The 17,718-nt window shown below is 72.3% G+C and carries 6 protein-coding genes; all 6 read right to left on the bottom strand.

What is annotated here, in order from left to right; translation table 11 throughout:
- Window positions 1–14 precede the first annotated feature (14 nt).
- From ACGFMK_RS28515 to ACGFMK_RS28490, 6 genes are read right to left on the bottom strand one after another with little or no spacing between them, the layout of a single operon-like run.
- Window positions 15–482: a pyridoxamine 5'-phosphate oxidase family protein gene (locus ACGFMK_RS28515; RefSeq protein WP_392769402.1), complete on the bottom strand. Its 468-nt coding sequence runs from the start codon at window positions 480–482 to the stop codon at window positions 15–17.
- A 35-nt stretch (window positions 483–517) separates the two neighbouring features.
- Window positions 518–4,117 (bottom strand): type I polyketide synthase, encoded by a 3,600-nt coding sequence (locus ACGFMK_RS28510; RefSeq protein ID WP_392769399.1) that lies wholly within the window; start codon window positions 4,115–4,117, stop codon window positions 518–520.
- A gap of 17 nt (window positions 4,118–4,134) precedes the next feature.
- On the bottom strand, window positions 4,135–11,130 hold the full coding sequence (locus ACGFMK_RS28505) for an amino acid adenylation domain-containing protein (RefSeq protein ID WP_392769396.1): 6,996 nt from the start codon (window positions 11,128–11,130) through the stop codon (window positions 4,135–4,137).
- Window positions 11,127–11,720 carry a condensation domain-containing protein gene (locus tag ACGFMK_RS28500; protein ID WP_392769393.1) on the bottom strand — a complete coding sequence of 198 codons (594 nt, stop codon included), beginning with the start codon at window positions 11,718–11,720 and terminating at the stop codon, window positions 11,127–11,129. The genes ACGFMK_RS28505 and ACGFMK_RS28500 overlap by 4 nt, the downstream gene beginning before the upstream one ends.
- Window positions 11,717–14,956, bottom strand: a complete 3,240-nt coding sequence (locus ACGFMK_RS28495) for an amino acid adenylation domain-containing protein (RefSeq protein WP_392769391.1) — start codon at window positions 14,954–14,956, stop codon at window positions 11,717–11,719. The genes ACGFMK_RS28500 and ACGFMK_RS28495 overlap by 4 nt, the downstream gene beginning before the upstream one ends.
- Window positions 14,953–17,691 carry an amino acid adenylation domain-containing protein gene (locus ACGFMK_RS28490; RefSeq protein WP_392769389.1) on the bottom strand — a complete coding sequence of 913 codons (2,739 nt, stop codon included), beginning with the start codon at window positions 17,689–17,691 and terminating at the stop codon, window positions 14,953–14,955. The genes ACGFMK_RS28495 and ACGFMK_RS28490 overlap by 4 nt, the downstream gene beginning before the upstream one ends.
- Between the last annotated feature and the right edge of the window lie 27 nt (window positions 17,692–17,718).

Genomic DNA, 17,718 nt, shown 5'->3' with positions numbered 1-17,718 from the left:
CAGCACGCCTTCCGTTACGAGGCCGGCACTTCAACCCGGTGGTCGCCCGATCCCTTTTCCGGGTCGAGGATCCAGCGCCGGGTGATCTTCGCGCGGTAGAGCCGGAACGAGGCCGGGGCCATGAGCTGGTCCGGCGTCATCGAGCGGACGCCGGGAAAACGCGGGCTGAAGGCGACGCGTACCGCGTCCGGCAGGTCCGCGTCCGGTACCTGCTCGGCATGGGCGCGCGCGTACACCGCCTGCGCGGTCCCGATGACCGCCTGCGAGTCGAAGATGACGATGCTCACCTCGGCCCGCCGGCTGATGTTGCGGGAGTGCTTCGCGTCGGGGGAGGAGATCCAGTAGAAGCCGGCATACCCGTCGGGCGTGTAGTACAGCGGTGCAAGCCACGGCGTACCGTCCTGATCGGACGTGCCAAGGGTCAGATAGCGGTTGGCGTCGACGATCGCGTTGGCGACACCGGTGTGGTCCGGCTCCGTCACGATGACCTCTTTCGGTGGGGGCGAACGGGCCGGCTTCAACCGGCCAGTGGCAGGGACAGCGGCGGCCCGAGCATTCCGTTGATCCGGCCGGCGAGCCATTCGGCATGCTCGCCGAGGATCGACCAGTGGTCGCCGGGCGACGCCACCACCGTCGTGCCGCGGTAGAGCGGGGCGACCTCGGGCCGCAACGCTTCGACCTCACCGGCCCGCCGGACGGTCTTGAACACCACGATGTCGCACGGCACCGGTCGCGGCCGGTAGCGCAGCATGGCCGCGAGGTTCGCGTTGAACACCCGAGCGAAGTCGACGCCCGGCACGTCCCGGACCAGGTCGTCGACCCCGGGCGGGCCGTACAGCCGGTTGCTCACCATCGACCGCACAGTCCTCACCAGGAAGCCAGGCCGCCGGCGCAGGGCCCGACCCGCGGTGTCGAACACGCAGGCGTCGATGGCGACCAGTCCGGTCACGGTCTCGCCGGCCTCGGTGAGCAGCCTGGTCATCTCGTGGGCCACCATGGCACCGACCGACCAGCCACCGAGCAGGTACGGCCCCTTCGGCCGGACACTGCGGATCAACTCGACATGGTGTGCGGCGATGTCCTCGAACCGGCGCAGGGGCGTGGCACCGTCGTGCAGACCGGGGCTTTCCAGCCCGTAACAAGGCTGTTCCGGATCGAGCAGGTCGACCAGCCTGCGGTACACCAGCGAACTGCCCGCGGCCGGTGCCGCGAGGAACAGCGGCGGCCGTTCGCCGGTCGCGCGCAGGGTGAGCAGGTTCGCCGGTGCGGCCGGTGTCTCGGGTCGCGCCCGTCGCGCCAGCTCGACCAGCCGGCCGAAGACGGGCCGTTCACTGAACGTGGTGAGCGGCACGGCGATGTCCAGCTGTTCCCGGATCCGGCCGAGCAGACTGATCGACGTGATGGACTCGCCGCCGAGCCGGTAGAAGTCGTCCTCGTCGGACACTTCGGTCACCCCGAGCACCGAGCACCAGATGTCGGCCAGCCGCTCCGAAAGCGGACCCTCCGGCCGGCCGGTGACGCTCGCCTTCTCGACGAGCCGTGGCCGAACCGTCGTCGAGCACTCGGTCGGCTCGAACGGGTAGGTCGGCAGGGTGCAGCGCTGTCCGGACGATTCGCCGGCCGGCACGTCGATGTCGAACCCGTGCTCCCACAGGCCGGCGAGTGCGGTGAGCAGGGCGTGTTCCTCGGTCTCTTCCTTAACTCCGGCGACGGTGATCGCCCGGAACTCCGGCCGCCAGTGCGGATGCCCGATGAGTGATCGGGTCATCGACCGGCCGGGACCGAGTTCGAGGAACACCTGGGACCCTCCCGCAAGGAGCGCATCCGTGTTCGCGGCCAGTTGTACGGTGCCGACGAGGTGATCGACCCAGTAGGACGCCCGCGTCACGCGGTCCGCGTCCACAGGCCGACCGGTGAGGTTCGACAGGAACGGTAACGTGGGCCTCGCCGAGGGCGTGGCCGCGACGACGGTACCGAGCACCTTGGCCGCCGGGCGGACCAACGGGCTGTGGAAGGCGCGATCGGTGTCCAGCAACCGCTCGGCGAGCCCGTCCGCGCGCAACGCCTCGATCGCGTCGACCGGTCCGGCGAGCACCGAGTGGTGCGATCCGGCGACGGCGAGGGTCAGGTCGGGGCGCGAGACGAGCAGTTCACGCACCTGCTCGGCGGGCACGGTCACCACGGCCATACCGCCGGGTGGCGTGTCCCGCATGGCACGGCCGCGCTCGTGGATGATGGAGAGCGCGTCCAGCGGGCTCCACACCCCGGCGACCGTGGCCGCGACGTACTCGCCGATGCTGTGACCGAGCATCGTGGACGGTGTCACGCCGAACGCCCTGAACTGCCGGGCGAACGCGTAGCCGATGGCGAACAGGCCGAGCTGCTGGTGCACGGTGTCCCGCAGCCAGGCGGGATCCGTGGCCGGGTCGAGCGCGGCGCCCAGGTCGACGTCGAAACGTTCGCGCGCCGCCGTCTCCAGCTCGTCGAAGGTCGTCCGGAACACCGGCAGCAGCTGGTGTGCGGAGCGCCCGAAACCTGAGCGCAGCGCGCCCTGGCCCGGAAACAGGAAGGCGACCCCGACTTCGGCCGACGCGGTGACCGCGGGTTTCGCCGTCCGCAGGGCCGCTGCGAGGCCGGCCGGATCGGAGGCCACCACGGCGCCGCGGAAGGCGAACCGGCGCCGTCCTTCGGCCAGCGTGAGAGCAACGTCGGCGGTGTCGACGCTGTCCGCTGTGGACTCGACGTGGTCCGCGAGTTCGCCGCGCATCCGTCGCAGGGCCGCCGGTGTGTTCGCGGACAGGCAGAACACCCTGGGCCGGCGCGTGGTGACCGGGCGGGTCCGGTCGGGTGCCGACTCCAGCACGGCGTGCACGTTCGTGCCGCCCATGCCGAACGAGCTCACCCCGGCCAGCAACGGGCCGTCTCCCCGCCACGGCTCGCGCCGGCCGGCCACCACGAACGGGCTGCTTTCCAGTTCCAGTTCCGGGTTGGGCCGCCGGTAGTGCAGGGTGGGCACGAACTCGCGGTGCCGCAGCATCAACGCGGCCTTGATGACCCCGGCGGCACCCGCCGCGGGTCCCGTGTGGCCGATGTTGCCCTTCACCGAGCCGAGCCGGCAGTACCCGACGCGATCGGTCTCCTCCCGGAACGCCTGGGTGAGTGCCGCGATCTCGACGGGGTCCCCGACCCTGGTCCCGGTGCCGTGCGCCTCGACGTAGCCGACGTCACCGGGATCGACGCCGGCCCGCGCGAGCGCGAGCTGGATGACCGCACGCTGGCCGGTCACGGACGGCGCGATGTAGCCGACCTTCCCGGCGCCGTCGTTGTTCACCGCCGAACCACGCAGGACCGCGATGATCGGGTCGCCCTCGGCGAGCGCGTCCGCCAGCCTGCGTACGACCACCGCCGCCACTCCGTTGCCGCCGACCGTCCCGGTGGCGTCCGCGTCGAACGCGCGGCAGTGACCGTCCACCGAGTTGATGCTGCCCGGTCGGTACAGATGGCCGGTGACCTGCGGCGTCCACAGCGACGCGCCGCCCGCGACGGCGGCGTCGCACTCGTAGCTCAGCAGGCTCTGCGCCGCGTAGTGGATCGCGACCAGCGCCGTCGAGCACGCCGTCTGCACGGTGAGCGCGGGACCGCGCAGGCCGAGCTTGTACGCGACCTTGGTGGCCAGGAAGTCCTTCTCGTAGCCGATCAGCCGGGCGACCTCGTCGGAGTCCGCCGCGGGCAGGTCGGGGTTGACCGTGCTGCTGCCCGCGAAAACACCGATCCAGCCGGGAAATCGCTGCGGATCGACGGCCGCGGCGTCCAGTGCGGCCGCCGACGTCTCCAGGAACACCCGGTGTTGCGGGTCGAATCCGGCCGCCTCGGCCGGGCTGTAGCCGAACAGCTCGTGGTCGAAGCACCCGCCACGGTCGATGACACCCCGCGCCGGCACATATTCCGGCCTGCGCACCAGATCCGGGTCAAGGCCCGCCGCCACGAGCTGGTCGACCGTGAAGCGGCTGATGCTCTCCACCCCGTGGCACAGGTTGTGCCAGAAGCGCTCCGGCGTGTTCGCGCCGGGCAGGCGGCAGGCCATTCCGGTGATCGCGATCGCGGCGCCGTCGGTCATCGACTGGTCTCCTCACGTCACCGGGTGGGTCGTGCCCGGCGTGCCCAGGCCTGCCGTGCCTTGCGAGCCCGGTCCGCTGCCGAGTCCCCGGCCGGGGCCCGCGGCGCCGATGCGCCGGGTGCGGCCAGTGCGTTCGCGAGCGTGTACACGGTCGGGTACTCGAAGAGCTGCCGGATGGGCAGCTTCGCGGACAGGGCTTCCTGCAACCGGGCGTGCAGGGTGGCCAGCAGCAGCGAGTTGCCGCCGAGGTCGAAGAAGTTGTCGTGCGCACCGACCGTTTCGACGCCGAGCACCTCCGACCACACCGCCGCGATACGTCGCTCCACCTCCGTTCGCGGCGCACTGAACTCCGCGATTCCCGCCACGTCGGCGCGGCTCGGCTTGGGCAGTGCGCCGACGTCGACCTTGCCCCGGGAGTTCAACGGCAGCTCGGGCAGCCACACCAGCGCGCTGGGCACCATGAACTCGGGCAGCATCAGCTTGAGCCGGGCCAGCACCGCATGGGTGTCCGCCTGGTCGGGCGCGTGGGCGACCAGGTACGCGACCAGTGGCGCCGGATCGTCCGGGAACGTGTGCACGACGGCCTGATGCACCAGCGGATCCTCGCGCAGCTGCGCCTCGATCTCCTGCGGTTCGATCCGGTAGCCACGCACCTTGAGCTGACGGTCCAGCCTGCCGAGGTACTCCAGGGTGCCGTCGGGCAACCAGCGCCCCCGGTCCCCGGTGCGGTACACCGGACCGGGATTGCCGTCGGGATCGAGGGCGGCGAAGCGTTCCCGGGTGAGGTCGGGCTTGCGCCAGTAGCCTTTCGCGACGGACGTGCCGCCGATGTGGATTTCGCCGGGCATGCCGACGGCGCAGCGCCGGCCCGCCTCGTCGAGGACGTACACGCGGGTGCCCGCGTTCGGCCTGCCGATGCAGTTGAGCACGGTCGCGGTCGCCGGATCGACCTCGTGCAGCGTGGTGTTGTACGTCTCGGTCGGCCCGTACGAGTCGCAGATCCGGTAACTCGTGTCCGTCGGCGGCAGCACGGTCAGGGCCGAACCGCCGAAAACGAGCCAACGCACCGAGGGCAGCTCCGTGCCGGCGGCCCACAAGGCCTCGGCCAGGGGCGTCGGCGTGAAGAACATGGTCACCCGCTGCTCGGTGAGCCAGTCGGCCAGTTCGGGCGCGATCACCTGTCGTTCGTAGACCAGCAACTCCGCGCCCGCGCTCAGCGTCTGCCACACCTCCCACTGGGTCATGTCGAACGCGACGCTGTGCAGCCAGCTCGCCCGATCCCGCGGCGTCACTTCGAAGGCGTCGATGTGCCACTGCGTCGCGATGGCGAGACTGCGATGGCTGTACTCGACGCCCTTCGGCGTGCCGGTGGTGCCGGACGTGTACAGCACATACGCAGTCGCGTCCGGGTGCGGCAGCGCGCTCGGCGCGCCCGTTGCCGCGGGAACGGGCGCGGTCACGTCGACCACGGGGACGGCGTTGCCGGGTACCGCGTCCAGCAGCGCCGGATCGTCGGTGAGGACGGCGCAGGCGTCGAGATCACCGAGGACGTAGCCGATCCGGCCCGGCGGATAGCCCGGTTCCAGCGGGCAGAACAGGAATCCGGCCTTCCACGAGGCAAGCATGGCGACCGCCATGTCCTCGCCCCGGGGCAACAGCAGCGCCAGGGCGGGTTGTTCGCCCCTGGCCAGTGGTCGCAGCACGGCGGCGAGCGCCTCGGCCCGCTCGTCGAGGCCGCGGTAACTGAGCACGCCGCGGGTGGACCGGACGGCCGGTGCGTCCGGGAAGCCGGCGCACCACCGGCTCACGAGTTCGGCCACCGATCGGACTTCTGCCGGTGCCGCGCCCCGCTCCAGCCGCGCCAGTTCGGTGTTCTCCTCGGCGCCGACCAGATCGAGGGTGTGCAGCGGTTGGTCGAGGACGTCGGCGAAGGAGCCGACCAGGGTGCCCAGCCACCGCGCCATCGCCCGCGCCTGGCCGGCGGTGAAGCGGTCGCCCCGGAACATCAGGCTGCCCGCGAGCGCACCGTCGACGTCGTCGAAGCCCACGGTGAGACCGAACTTCCCCGCGTAGCCGGCGCCGTTGTGGTCCAGCTCGAGCGGCCGCAGCTCGATGTCCCCGGCCAGCACCACCTGCTCGGTGCCGTCCGTCGTGACCGCGAGCAGCACCTCGATGTAGGGCGTCCAGCCCGGCCGCCGGGCCGGCTTGAGCCGGTCGACCACCACGTCGAACGGCACGTCCTGGTGGTCGAACGCGTCCAATACCGTGTCCCGCACGCGCGTCAGCAGATCCGCGACGGTCGCCCGCTCCGGTAGCTGCGACCGCAGCACGATGGTGGTGAGGCACGGCCCGAGCACGTCGGCGAAGTCGTCGCGGTTGGCCACCGGAGCGCCGAAGGTCACGTCGTCCTCGCCCGTCCACCGGTGCAGCAGCGCGGCGACCGCGGTCGCCGCCACGATGAACCACGACACGCCGTGCTCGGCCTGGACGGCACGCAGCCTGGTCAGCGCGTCGGGACGCAGCGGGATCGGCACCGCGCCCGGTGGTCCGGCGTCCAGGGGCGGGACGACTGCCGGATAGGCGGGTGCGCCGGAAAGGACGCCGGCCCAGTGCTCCACACCGGCCGCGTCGTCCCGGTTGCCCTCCGTGGCGAGCACGAAGTCCCGGAACTGGGGCCCGGTCGCAGGCAGCAGTTCGGTCATCGGCGTGCTCGCCGACTCCGACACGCTGTCCAGCAGCGCGCCCAGCCAGTCGGCCATCCGCCGCACGGTCGCCGCCGGGTAGCGGTCACCCCGGTAGGACATGACGGCGCCGATCGCGCCGTCGTCGTCGATGAACGTGACCGTGATGCCGAACTTCCGGTCGTGCTGCCAGCGGTCGAACGGGACGGACACCATCTTCGCCGCGCCGAACTCCGTCTCCTCGGCGGAGTTGGCCAGCACGGCGAGGGACACGTCGACGTACGGGATGCGGCCGTTGGCCCGCGGCGGATCGAGCCGGTCCAGCACGGCGGGCAACGGCACGGCCTGGTACTCGAAGGCGTCCAGAAAGGACTCTCGAACCCCGTCGAGCACATCGGCGAACGTGTCGTGCGGACCCGTACGGGATCTCAGCACCACCGTGTTCAGGCAGGGACCGAGGACTTCGGCGTGGCGCTCGTCCTCCCGGTTCGCCATCGGCAGTCCCATGGTCACGTCGTCGGTGCCGGACCACCGGTGCAGCAGAGCCGCGACCGCGGACGCCGCCACCATGTACCACGACGCGCGGTGCTCGGTGCACAGGCCGGCGCACCGTTGCGCGAACCCGGGCGAGAACGGCACCGTGACGGCACCGTGCGGTCCCGGCCGGGCCGGCGCGGGGCCGAGGTCGAGCGTGACCGGCGCACCGGCGAGGCAGTCCGACCAGAACTCGATGCCGTCGGCGCCCTCCTCGCCGGCCAGCCAGGCCGTCTGGTCGGCGACGACTTCGCGGAACTGCAGCGGTTCCGCCAGCGGTGTCACCGGCGCGCCGAGTGCTTCCGCGTAGAGGGCGGCCAGATCCGCGGTGAACACCGGGATCGATCCGCCGTCGAAAACCAGGTGGTGCAGGCACACGAGCAGCACGTGCTCGTCGGCGAAACGCACGAGCCGGACCCGCAAAGGACGGCCGGCCGCGAGATCGAACGGGGTTTCCGCCTCCTGGTCGACCAACGCGTCCACGCGCGCCTTCCGGTCGGCGGCGCCGACTTCCCGCAGGTCCTCGACGACCACCTCGGGCTGCCACGGCTTCCGGACCACCTGCCGAGGCGTCCCGTTGTGGTCGACGAACGCGGTGCGCAGGATCTCGTGCCGGGCGGCCAGCGCGCCGAACGCGGCGCCCAGAGCGGTCGCGTCCACCTCTCCGGCGAGCCGCCACACCAGCGGCACGTTGTACGCCGAACCGGTGGGATCGAGCAGTTCGGCCAGCCACATCTGTTCCTGGATGCCGGAGATCGGCAATCCCGCCACCTCGGACACCGCCGCCTGGCTGCGCCGGTCGACCCGGTCCAGGTCGATGCGGTCGGCCAGCTCCTGCACCCGGGGATGGTCCAGCAGGTCGCGCAGGGACAGCCGGACCCCGGTCACCGCGGCGATCTCGCCGACCATCCGGGCCGCCAGCAGCGAATGCCCGCCCAGGTCGAAGAACGAGTCGTCGGCGCCGGGTTCCGGCACGTCGAGGACCCGCGCGAACACCTCGGCGACGACGCGGCCGGTCGCCGTCGCCGGCGCCCGTCCGGTGCTGTCGGGCAACGGCTCGGCGTGCCGGCGCAGCGCCGCGAAGTCGGTCTTTCCGTTGACGTTCAGGGGAATGGCCGGCACGGCGAAGTAACCGGACGGAACCATGTAGCCGGGCAGGGTCGCGCCGACGTGGGTCCGCAGGTCGGCCGGTCGCGGCGGCTCGCCCGCACAGCACAGGTAGGCGACGAGCCGGCCCGTGCTGCCCCCCTCCAAGGCGACGAGGGCGTCGGTGATCGCCGGGTGTTCCCGCAACCGGGATTCGATCTCACCCGGCTCGATCCGGTAGCCACGCAGCTTGATCTGGGTGTCGCTGCGGCCGTGGAACTCGATGGCGCCGTCGGTGCGGTGCCGGACCAGGTCCCCGGTCCGGTACATGCGCTGGCCGGGTTCGCCGAACGGACAGGCGACGAACCGTTCCGCGGTCAGCTCGGGCCGGTTGAGATAGCCACGGGCGACCTGCTTACCGGCCAGATACAGCTCTCCGACGACACCGGGTGGTACCGGACGCAGCCGCTCGTCCAGCACATAGGCGCGCATGTTCGACACGGGCCTGCCGATGGCGACCGAACCGGGCGGCAGCGGCGCTCCGGGGTCGAAGAACTCCGCGACACAACCGACGGTGGTTTCCGTCGGGCCGTACTCGTTGGTCACCCGCACCGTCGGGTTGGCCGCGCGCCACGCGGCCAGCGCCTCCCTGGGCAGGGCTTCGCCGCCGACGATCAGGTCGACCGAGGGGGCGACCTCGGTGTCGACCATGGGCAGATGGCCAGGCGTGCACTTCAGGAACGTGGCCTCGGCCGCCCGCGCGCCCGGCTCGTCGACCGCGGCGAGCCGGACGAGGCCGCCCGAGACGAGCGGGCAGTAGAACCCCGTGATGCTCAGGTCGAAGGACAGCGGCGACGGCATGAGCGCCTCGTCGCGCAGCGCGGGATAGGTGCGCAGGGCGTAGTCCACGTAGGAGTGGACGTTGCGGTGCTCCGCGACGATGCCCTTGGGGCGGCCGGTCGAGCCGGACGTGTACACGACGTAGGCGGTGGACGCGGGAGACAGCGGCGCGCGTCGTTCGGTGTCGGTGAGGTCGGCGTCTTCGCCTGCCGCGAGATCCGAGTCGTCCAACGTGAGAACCGTGGCGCCGGCCGGGAGCCGTCCGGTCGTTTCGCCGGTCGCCAGGATCAGGATCGGTTTCGCGTCGGCGATCATGTACGCCATCCGGTCCACCGGGATCTCGAGGTCCAGCGGCAGGTAGCCGGCGCCCGACTTGAGCACGGCGAGCACGGCGACCGCGAGCGTGACACCGCGCGGCAGCGCGATGCCGACGAGCGCGTCCGGCCGCGCGTCCACCCGGACCAGCCGTCTCGCCAGCCGGTTCGCGGCCGCGTTGAGCTGCCGGTAGGTCAACGCGTCGTCGCCGTGGAGCACCGCGATCCGGTCCGGTGTCCTGGCCGCCTGCCGCTCGAACAGCGAGTTCAGCGTGGCGGGTTCGAGCGGGTACGCGGTCTCGTTCCACGTGGTCAGGACCAGCTCGCGTTCGGCGTCGCCGATCAGCGGCAGGTCGGCGACGGACGCATCCGGATCCGCGACGCACCCGTTCAGCAGCCGCACGAAACGCTGAGCGATCTCGGTCGCGGACGGCGCGTCGAACAGCGCCGTCCGGTAGCGGAGGCCGATGCCCGCGCTGCCGACTTCGAACACGAGATCGCCGGAGGCCCGGTCCGGATGACGCACCACCGGTTCGCCGTCGAGATCGACCTCGAACGAGACCTGGTACGGCGGATGTGGTTCGTCGGCGACGGCGGCGAGCAGCGTGGCACCGTGTTCGTCGATGCCGGCCAGCGCACCGTCGACCTGCTCCACCAGCGCCGCGAAACTCGGCTGACCGGCGACCGTGACCCGCACCGCCACCGTGCCGGCGAACCGGCCCAGCAGAGCTGCCACCTCGGGCCGGTCGCGCCCCTCGGCCGACACACCGAACACGACGTCCGTGGCGTTCTCGGTCAACCGGGCCAGCAGCGCGGCGCCCGCGGCGATCAGGATCGTCTTCGGCGTCACCGATCGATCGCGGGCCGCCGCGGCGATCCGGCCGGCCAAGCCGTCCGGGAAGTCGACGCCGACCCGGGCGCCGGCAGAGTCCACAGTGGTCGGACGTGGCCGGTCCGTCGGCGGCAGGGTGATCGGTGGCGCGCCGGCCAACCGATCCCGCCAGCGAGCGATCTCGTCCGCGGCCGCGCCCGACGCCAGCCGGTCGCGCTGCCAGACCGCGAAGTCCGCGTACTGCACGGGCAACGAGGGCAGCTGTGCGTCCCGGCCCTCCTGGGCGGCCCGGCACAGCTCGGTCAGTTCGTCGGCGAGCAGAACGAACGACCGGTCGTCGAACACGATCTCGTCCGCCGTGAAGAGCAGTGACAGCCCGGTTTCGTCCCGGACCAGCCTGGCGTGCCACAACGGCGCCGAGGACGGGCCGAACACCCCGGGCGACGCGGGGACGCGGGCACTGCCGGAAGTGTCCACAGTGGAACCGAGGTGGACCGGCTGGTCGGCCACGACGACCTGTACCAACCGGCCGCCGTCGCGTCGCAGCCGGGTGCGGAGGATCTCGTGCCGGCCGGCCACCGCGACCAGCGCGGCACGGGCCTGCTCCTCCGTCGTCCCGTCCGGCAACCGGATCGCCCGCGACGCGGTGAGTGCGGAAGAGCCGTGGTTCGCCGCTGCCCACAGTCGTTCCTGGGCGAGCGACGCTGGAAAAACCCACTCGGTCACTGGGGCCCTCCCGGACGCGGTAGCTTCGGAATGCTCGCCCCACCGGCCGGCTCGGCCGGCCGGATCGGCCGGTCGCCGGGCGAGGGCTCGGGCAGCAGCGCGGGCTGCCGGTACACCGCCCGCAGTTCGCGCAGGAAGAGCGGCAACGACGCGGCATCGGAGACGAGGTGGTGCAGGCCGAGGAACAGCACCTGACGATCGCCGTCCAGCTCCGCGACGCCGAGGCGCAGCAAGCGGTTCGTGCCGATGTCGAACGGTTTCCGGGCCTGCTCGGACAACCAGCCGGTCAGCAGCTGCCGCGCGCCGGGCAGGCCCCGCAGGTTCACCGTGGCTACCGAGGGGGTCCACGGCTCGTCGACCCGCTGGTACAGCCGCCCGTCGTGCTCGACGAACGTGGTGCGCAGGATCTCGTGCCGCTCGATCACGGTCGCGACCGCGGTGGCGAGTGCCGCCGGCGACAGCCTGCCCCGCACTTCCCAGGCGTACGGCACGTTGTACCGGCCCAGACCCGGTTCCAGTCGCTCCGCCAGCCACATCCGTTCCTGGACGTTGGCGGCGGGCAGCAGGCCGCCGGGGACGGTTCTGGTCATCGGCCCGCCTCCTTGATCGCGGTGAGCGCTCGGGCGAAGCCCTGGGCGGTGGGGTGGTCGAACAAGGTGCGCACGGTGACCCGCACTCCGGTGCGCCGCCGCAGGCGGCTCACCGCGCGCGTGGCCAGCAGCGAGTCGCCACCGAGGTGGAAGAAGTTGTCGGTGACGCCGATCCCGGGACGCCCGAGCACGGCCTGCCACTCGGCGCACACGATCGCTTCGGTCTCGTCGCGCGGCTCGACCTCGGTGGCGGCCGTCGTCGGCTCCGCCGTCGTCAACTCGACACCGGCCAGCTTGGCCCGGTCGACCTTTCCGTTGGGGGTCAACGGGAAGCTGTCGAGTATCGCGAATCCGGTCGGCACCATGTACGTGGGCAACGTCGCGGCCGCCGCGGCCTGAACGTCCCTCACCGACGGGCGATCGTCCGGGTCGGCGAGCACGTAACCGGTCAGCCGCGGCCCGTCGCGCTCCTGCCGGACCGCGACCACCGCGGACCGCACGCCGGGGCAGCCGGCCAGCACCGTCTCGATCTCGCCGAGTTCGATCCGGTAGCCACGGATCTTGACCTGGTCATCGCGCCTGCCGAGGAACTCCAGCACGCCGTCGGCACGCCAGCGCACGAGGTCTCCCGTGCGGTACAGGACGTCATCCCCGTCGCCGTAGGGATCACGCGGAAAACGTTCGGCGGTGAGCTCGGGAGCACCGGTGTAGCCGAGGGCCACGCCCAGCCCGGCCACGCACAGCTCACCGGGCGCACCCGGGGGGACCAGCCGCAGCCGATCGTCGAGCACGTAGCACCGCGTGCCGTTGATCGGCCTGCCGATCGGCACCGACGTGGCGTCCGGCGGCAGGTCGGTGATCAGGTGGGTGGTCGTGAACGTCGTGTTCTCGGTGGGGCCGTAACCGTTGCGCAGTACCGCGGGCGGATGCCGGAGCACGGTCCGCACGGTCGCCACGTCCAGCGCCTCCCCGCCGACGATCACGGTGCCGACCGTCGCCACCGCGTCCGGTATCGCCCGGATCGTGTGGTTGAACAGCGACGAGGTCATCCACAGCACGGTGATCTCCTGGTCCCGCAGGCAAGCGACCAGCCGGTCCGGCTCGACCACCACGTCCTGCGGCACGATCACCAGTTGCGCGCCGGTCAGCAGCGCGCCCCAGATCTCGAAGGTCGCCGCGTCGAAGGAAAGGCTGCTGGCGTGGGCGATCCGGTCACCCGGCCCGAACCGCACGTAGTCGGTGTCGTGCACCAGCCGGACCACGCCACGCTGCGGCACGCGGATTCCCTTGGGGCGCCCGGTCGAGCCGGACGTGTACATGATGTACGCCAGGTCCTCCGGCGTCGCCTGCACCAGCGGCGTCTCGCCGGTTTCGTCGTCCGAGCCGACCAGCACCCGTGGTCCGGTCCACGCGGGAATCCGGTCGGCGAACGCGCCGCGCGTCACCACCAGGCCGGCGTCCGCGTCGGCGAGCATGTAGTTCAGGCGGTCTGCCGGGTAACCCGGATCGAGCGGCAGGTAGTGCCCGCCGGCCCGCAGCACCGCGAGCAGCGCCACGATCAGCTCGGCGGAGCGGTCGAGGCACACGCCGACACACCCCGGCCGGCCGCCCAGCGCCGCGGTCAGCCGCGCCGCCAGCCGGCCGGACCGCTCGGCCAGTTCCCGGTAGCTGAGAACGCGATCGCCGTCCCGCACGGCCGGCAGGTCGGGATGCCGCTCGACCTGCCGGTCGAACGCGTCGAGCACGGTCAGCTCCGCCCGGGCCGCCGGACCGTCCGCGTTGCCCCACGCCAGCAGTCGGGCCTGTTCCTTCGCGTCGATCAACGACAGCGCGGACACCGGCACCGTGGGATCGGCACCGGCCGAAGCACACAGCCGCTCCAGGTGGACCAGCATGCGCCGGATCGTCTCCGCGTCGAACAGGTCGGTGCGGTAGTCGACCTCGACCCGCAGGCCGCCGTCGATCTCCGTCACGTAGACGTCGAGTTCGAACTTCACCACACCGGGATCGAAGCGGAACGGCGAACAGGTCGTGCCCGCGAGCCGCAGGCGGTCGCCGGGTGTGTTGAGGTACGACAGCACGACGCCGATCAACGGCGGCCTGCTCGGGTCGCGGCCGGCGCCCAGCGCGTCCACCAGCCGCTCCAGCGGGAGGTCCTGGTGTTCCTGCGCGGTCATGGTGGTGTCCCGCAGCGAGTCGACCAGTTCGGCGAAACTCGGCTGCTCCGACAGGTCGGTCCGGAGCACGACGGTGTTGACGAAGAAGCCGACGAGCGTCTCCAGCTCCGGGCGTCCGCGGTCGGCGACGGCGGCGCCGATCGCGACGTCGGGCTGCCCGGTGTAGCGGTACAGCAAGGTGGTCAGCGCCGCGGCCACGACGGCGAACATCGTCGCACCCCGGCGTTCGGCCAGCCGGCGCAGCGGCCGCACGATCGAGGCGGGCAGATGGTGCTCGATCCGGGCCCCCGACCAGCCCATCGTGGCCGGCCGCGGCCGATCGGTGCGCACGTCCAGCACGGGCATCCCGGCCAGCCGCTCCCGCCAGTGCGCCACCTGCCCGGCGAGCACGCCGGGCGTGCACCGACGCCGTTGCCACGCCGCGAAGTCCGCGTACTGCAAGGGCGGCTCGGGCAGCAGCGAGGGGATCGCGAGGAGGAACGAGGTGTACAGCTCGGACAACTCGTGGCCGAGCACGCCCAGCGTCCACTGGTCGGCGACGATGTGGTGCGCGCAGAGCACCAGGACGTGGTCGTCGACGTCGAGCCGGAACAGCTCGGCGTCCAGCAACGGACCGCGGCGCAGGTCGAATGGCGTTCGCAGGTGCTCGCGGGCGAGTTCGGCCGTCCTGCTCAACCGATCGTCGACGGTGTCACCGTCCACTTCGGTCGTTCGCAGGGCGAACGGTTCGGGCGCGCGCACCACGGCCACCGGCCGGCCGGTGCCGTCCTCGTCCAGGGTGGACCGGAGCACCTCGTGCCGGCGCACGATCTCCGTGAGCGCGGCGCGAAGACAGCCGACATCGACCGGGCCGCGCAGGCGGTGCGCGAACGGGATGTTGTACGCGGCGCTGCCGGGGTCGAGCTCGTGCAGGAACCACATGCGTTCCTGGACGAAGGACAGTTCGGCCGGACCCGGGCCGTCCGGCCGGGGCGTGAGGGGATCGGCGGGCGCGGCCCCGGTCAGCCGCCGCAGCACGGCGGCCCGGGCCGGCTCGCCGATCAGGCCGTCCGCGGTCACGCCACCTCCTGATGAGCACACAGGTCTGTCTCGATCGCGTCGGCCACCCGGACCGCGATCGCCGCGACGGTCGGTCCGGCGAGCAGTTCGCGGACCCGGACCTGGACTCCGAACCGTCCCGCGATGCGGGCGGTGAGCTGGGCCATGGTCAGCGAATGCGCGCCGAACGTCCGGAGGTCGTCGTCGAGGCCGACGTCGGGATGGCCGAGCACCTCGACGACCAGTGGGTGCACCGCGGCCTCCGCGGCGGTTCTCGGTTCTGCCGGGCCCCCGGTCGCCAGCCACGACGGTGGTGGCAGCGCCGCGCGGTCGACCTTGCCGACCGGCGTCAGGGGCAGCCGGTCGAGCACGAGGATCAGGTCCGGCAGCTCGTGCGGCACGAAGCGCCGCGCCAGTTTCGCCCGCAGCTCCGTCCGCAAGGCCCGATCGATCGACGGCCGGCCGGGCAGGTTGGCCCGCGCGGACGCGGGCACGCCGGAGGATTCCGGCCACACCACGGCGATCGGGGCCGGCTCACGCACCCACGCGGCGTCGACCGATCCGTCCTCGCGCCCGGCCCGCCAGCTCAGCCTGGTGCGGTACGGCGTGCCGGCCGCGACGCCGAACAGGTCGAGTGGCGTCGGCGCCTCCGGCTCGGCGTCCTGCCGGAGGTCGCCGACCGTGGCGAACGAGGCCCAGTCCGCCGGCGCCGCTGCCGCCATCGGGATGCCACGCACCGCGACCACCGGCCCTCGGTGGTTCTGCAGCAGCGTGCGGATCGCCCTGAGGTCCATCCCCGCCGACCAGTCCAGCCATTCGGCCTCGCCGCGACCGGCCGGCGGCCCGACGTGCACCACCACGTCGAACGTGGGAGCGCCGGGCCGGCGGTGCGTCGGGGTCAGATCGACCGCGGCGACCCGGGGGGCCGTGTCCAAGGCGGCGAACGCACCCGGGTGCACCGCCAGGCCGGTGTCGGCGCGCACCCGGGCGCGCACGCGCCAACGCAGCTCCTCGATGGTCATCTCGTCCGGGGCGCCCGCCAGTTCCCGGTTCGCGTATCCCGCGGCCAGCAGCGGGAGGGACCGCACGCCGGACGCGATGACGAGGCCGCCGTCCCTGGTCGCGCGAACCGCCTCGCGGATCGCGTCGAAAAGCGTGTCGACGCAGCGGTACACCCCGGGCCGGCAGTCGAGCACGGTCGCGTCGAACTCCTCTTCCGCCGCCACGTCCGCGACGGTGCCGACCCGGACGTGCCGGGCCGCGACCCGGTCGATCCCGGCGAGACCGCCGCCGATCTCGAGGATCGAGCCCGCCTCGGTCAGCTGCGCGAGCGTCACCTCGGTGGCCCTCGCCGTGCCTCGGGGAACCGGCGCCTCGTCCAGGTCGCTGTCGGGCCGCCACGCCGGATCCGCGGCCACGTACGCGACCAGCCGGGACGGCTCGCCGGGTGGCCGGATCGCGACCACGGCGGCCTGTGCGGCGCCCGGGTGGTCGAGCAGCGTCCGCTCGAGCTCCTCCGGTTCGATGCGATGTCCGCGCACCTTCACCTGCCGGTCGAGCCGGCCGAGGAACTCGAAACCGCCGTCGGCGCGACGGCGGGCCAGGTCACCGGTGTGGTAGCGGGTCGCGCCGGGAGCATCCGGATCCGGCCGGAACCGTCGCGCCGTCAGGTCCGGCCGGCCGAGGTAGCCGCGGGCGACACCGGGACCGGACACCACGATCTCGCCGGGCTCGCCCTCCGGTACCGGCCGCTCGTCCTTGTCCAGCAGGTGCACTCCGACGCCCGCCACCGGGTGGCCGATCGGGATGGGGCCGCTGCCGGTGGCGTCGTCGTCGACGACGGTGGACGTGACGTAGACCGTGGTCTCGGTCGGGCCGTAGATGTTGATCAGCCGGAACGGCAGCCCGGGCCGCGGTCGCCTGCGCAGCGCCTCGCCGCCGGTCACCAGGTAGCGCAGGGGCAACTCGGCGAGCCCCGGCTGGACGAGCAGGAGTTCGGCGAGCGCGGTGGTCAGGAAGCACACCGTCACGTCGGCGGCCCGCAGCGCCGCCACCAGCCGAGGTGGCTCGGCGCGATCGTCGTCGGCGATGGCGACGACTCGCGCGCCGACGACCAGCATCGGCCACAGGTCGAGAATGGCGGCGTCGAAGCTCAGGGGCGCGGCGAGCGATCCGCGATCCGCGCCGGTCAGGCCCAGCGCCTCGATGTGCGCGCCGCACAGGTGGGCGATGCCGCCGTGGGTCAGCCGCACGCCCTTGGGCTGCCCGGTCGAAGCGGACGTGTACATCACGTAGGCGACGTCGTCCGCCTGCACGTCCTCCGGCGGTGGCGTGGCCGGGTATCCGGCCACGAGCTCGGTGTCCCGGTCGGGCCGGACCGTCACCGTCCCCTCGAGCGATTCCAGGCCGCCGCTCGTGACGAGCACGCCCGCACCACTGTCGGAGAGCAGGTAGCGCAGACGCTCGATCGGGTAGGTGGTGTCCAAGGGCAGCACCGTGCCGCCCGCCTTCAGCACGGCGAGCAGCGCGATGTAGTGCTCGAGGCCGCGATCCAGGTGCAGCGCGACCACCGAACCTGTGGCCACGCCCAGTTCCCGCAGGTGACGGGCGAACCGGTTGGCCCGTTCGTCGAGCTCGCGATAGCTCAGGGTGGCACCGGCGCAGGAGATCGCGGGCGTATCCGGCGTGTCGGCGGCCCAGCGGGAGACGGCGTGGTGCACCGGGCCGGGACACCAGTCGGATCGGGCTGCAAGCACCGGCTCACTATCTCCGCGGCGGTCGCG

This window comes from Amycolatopsis sp. NPDC049252, from assembly GCF_043197175.1.
Classification (GTDB): domain Bacteria; phylum Actinomycetota; class Actinomycetes; order Mycobacteriales; family Pseudonocardiaceae; genus Amycolatopsis.
Note: the sequence above shows the minus strand (reverse complement) of the source record. Positions and strands in the feature narration are given on the sequence as shown.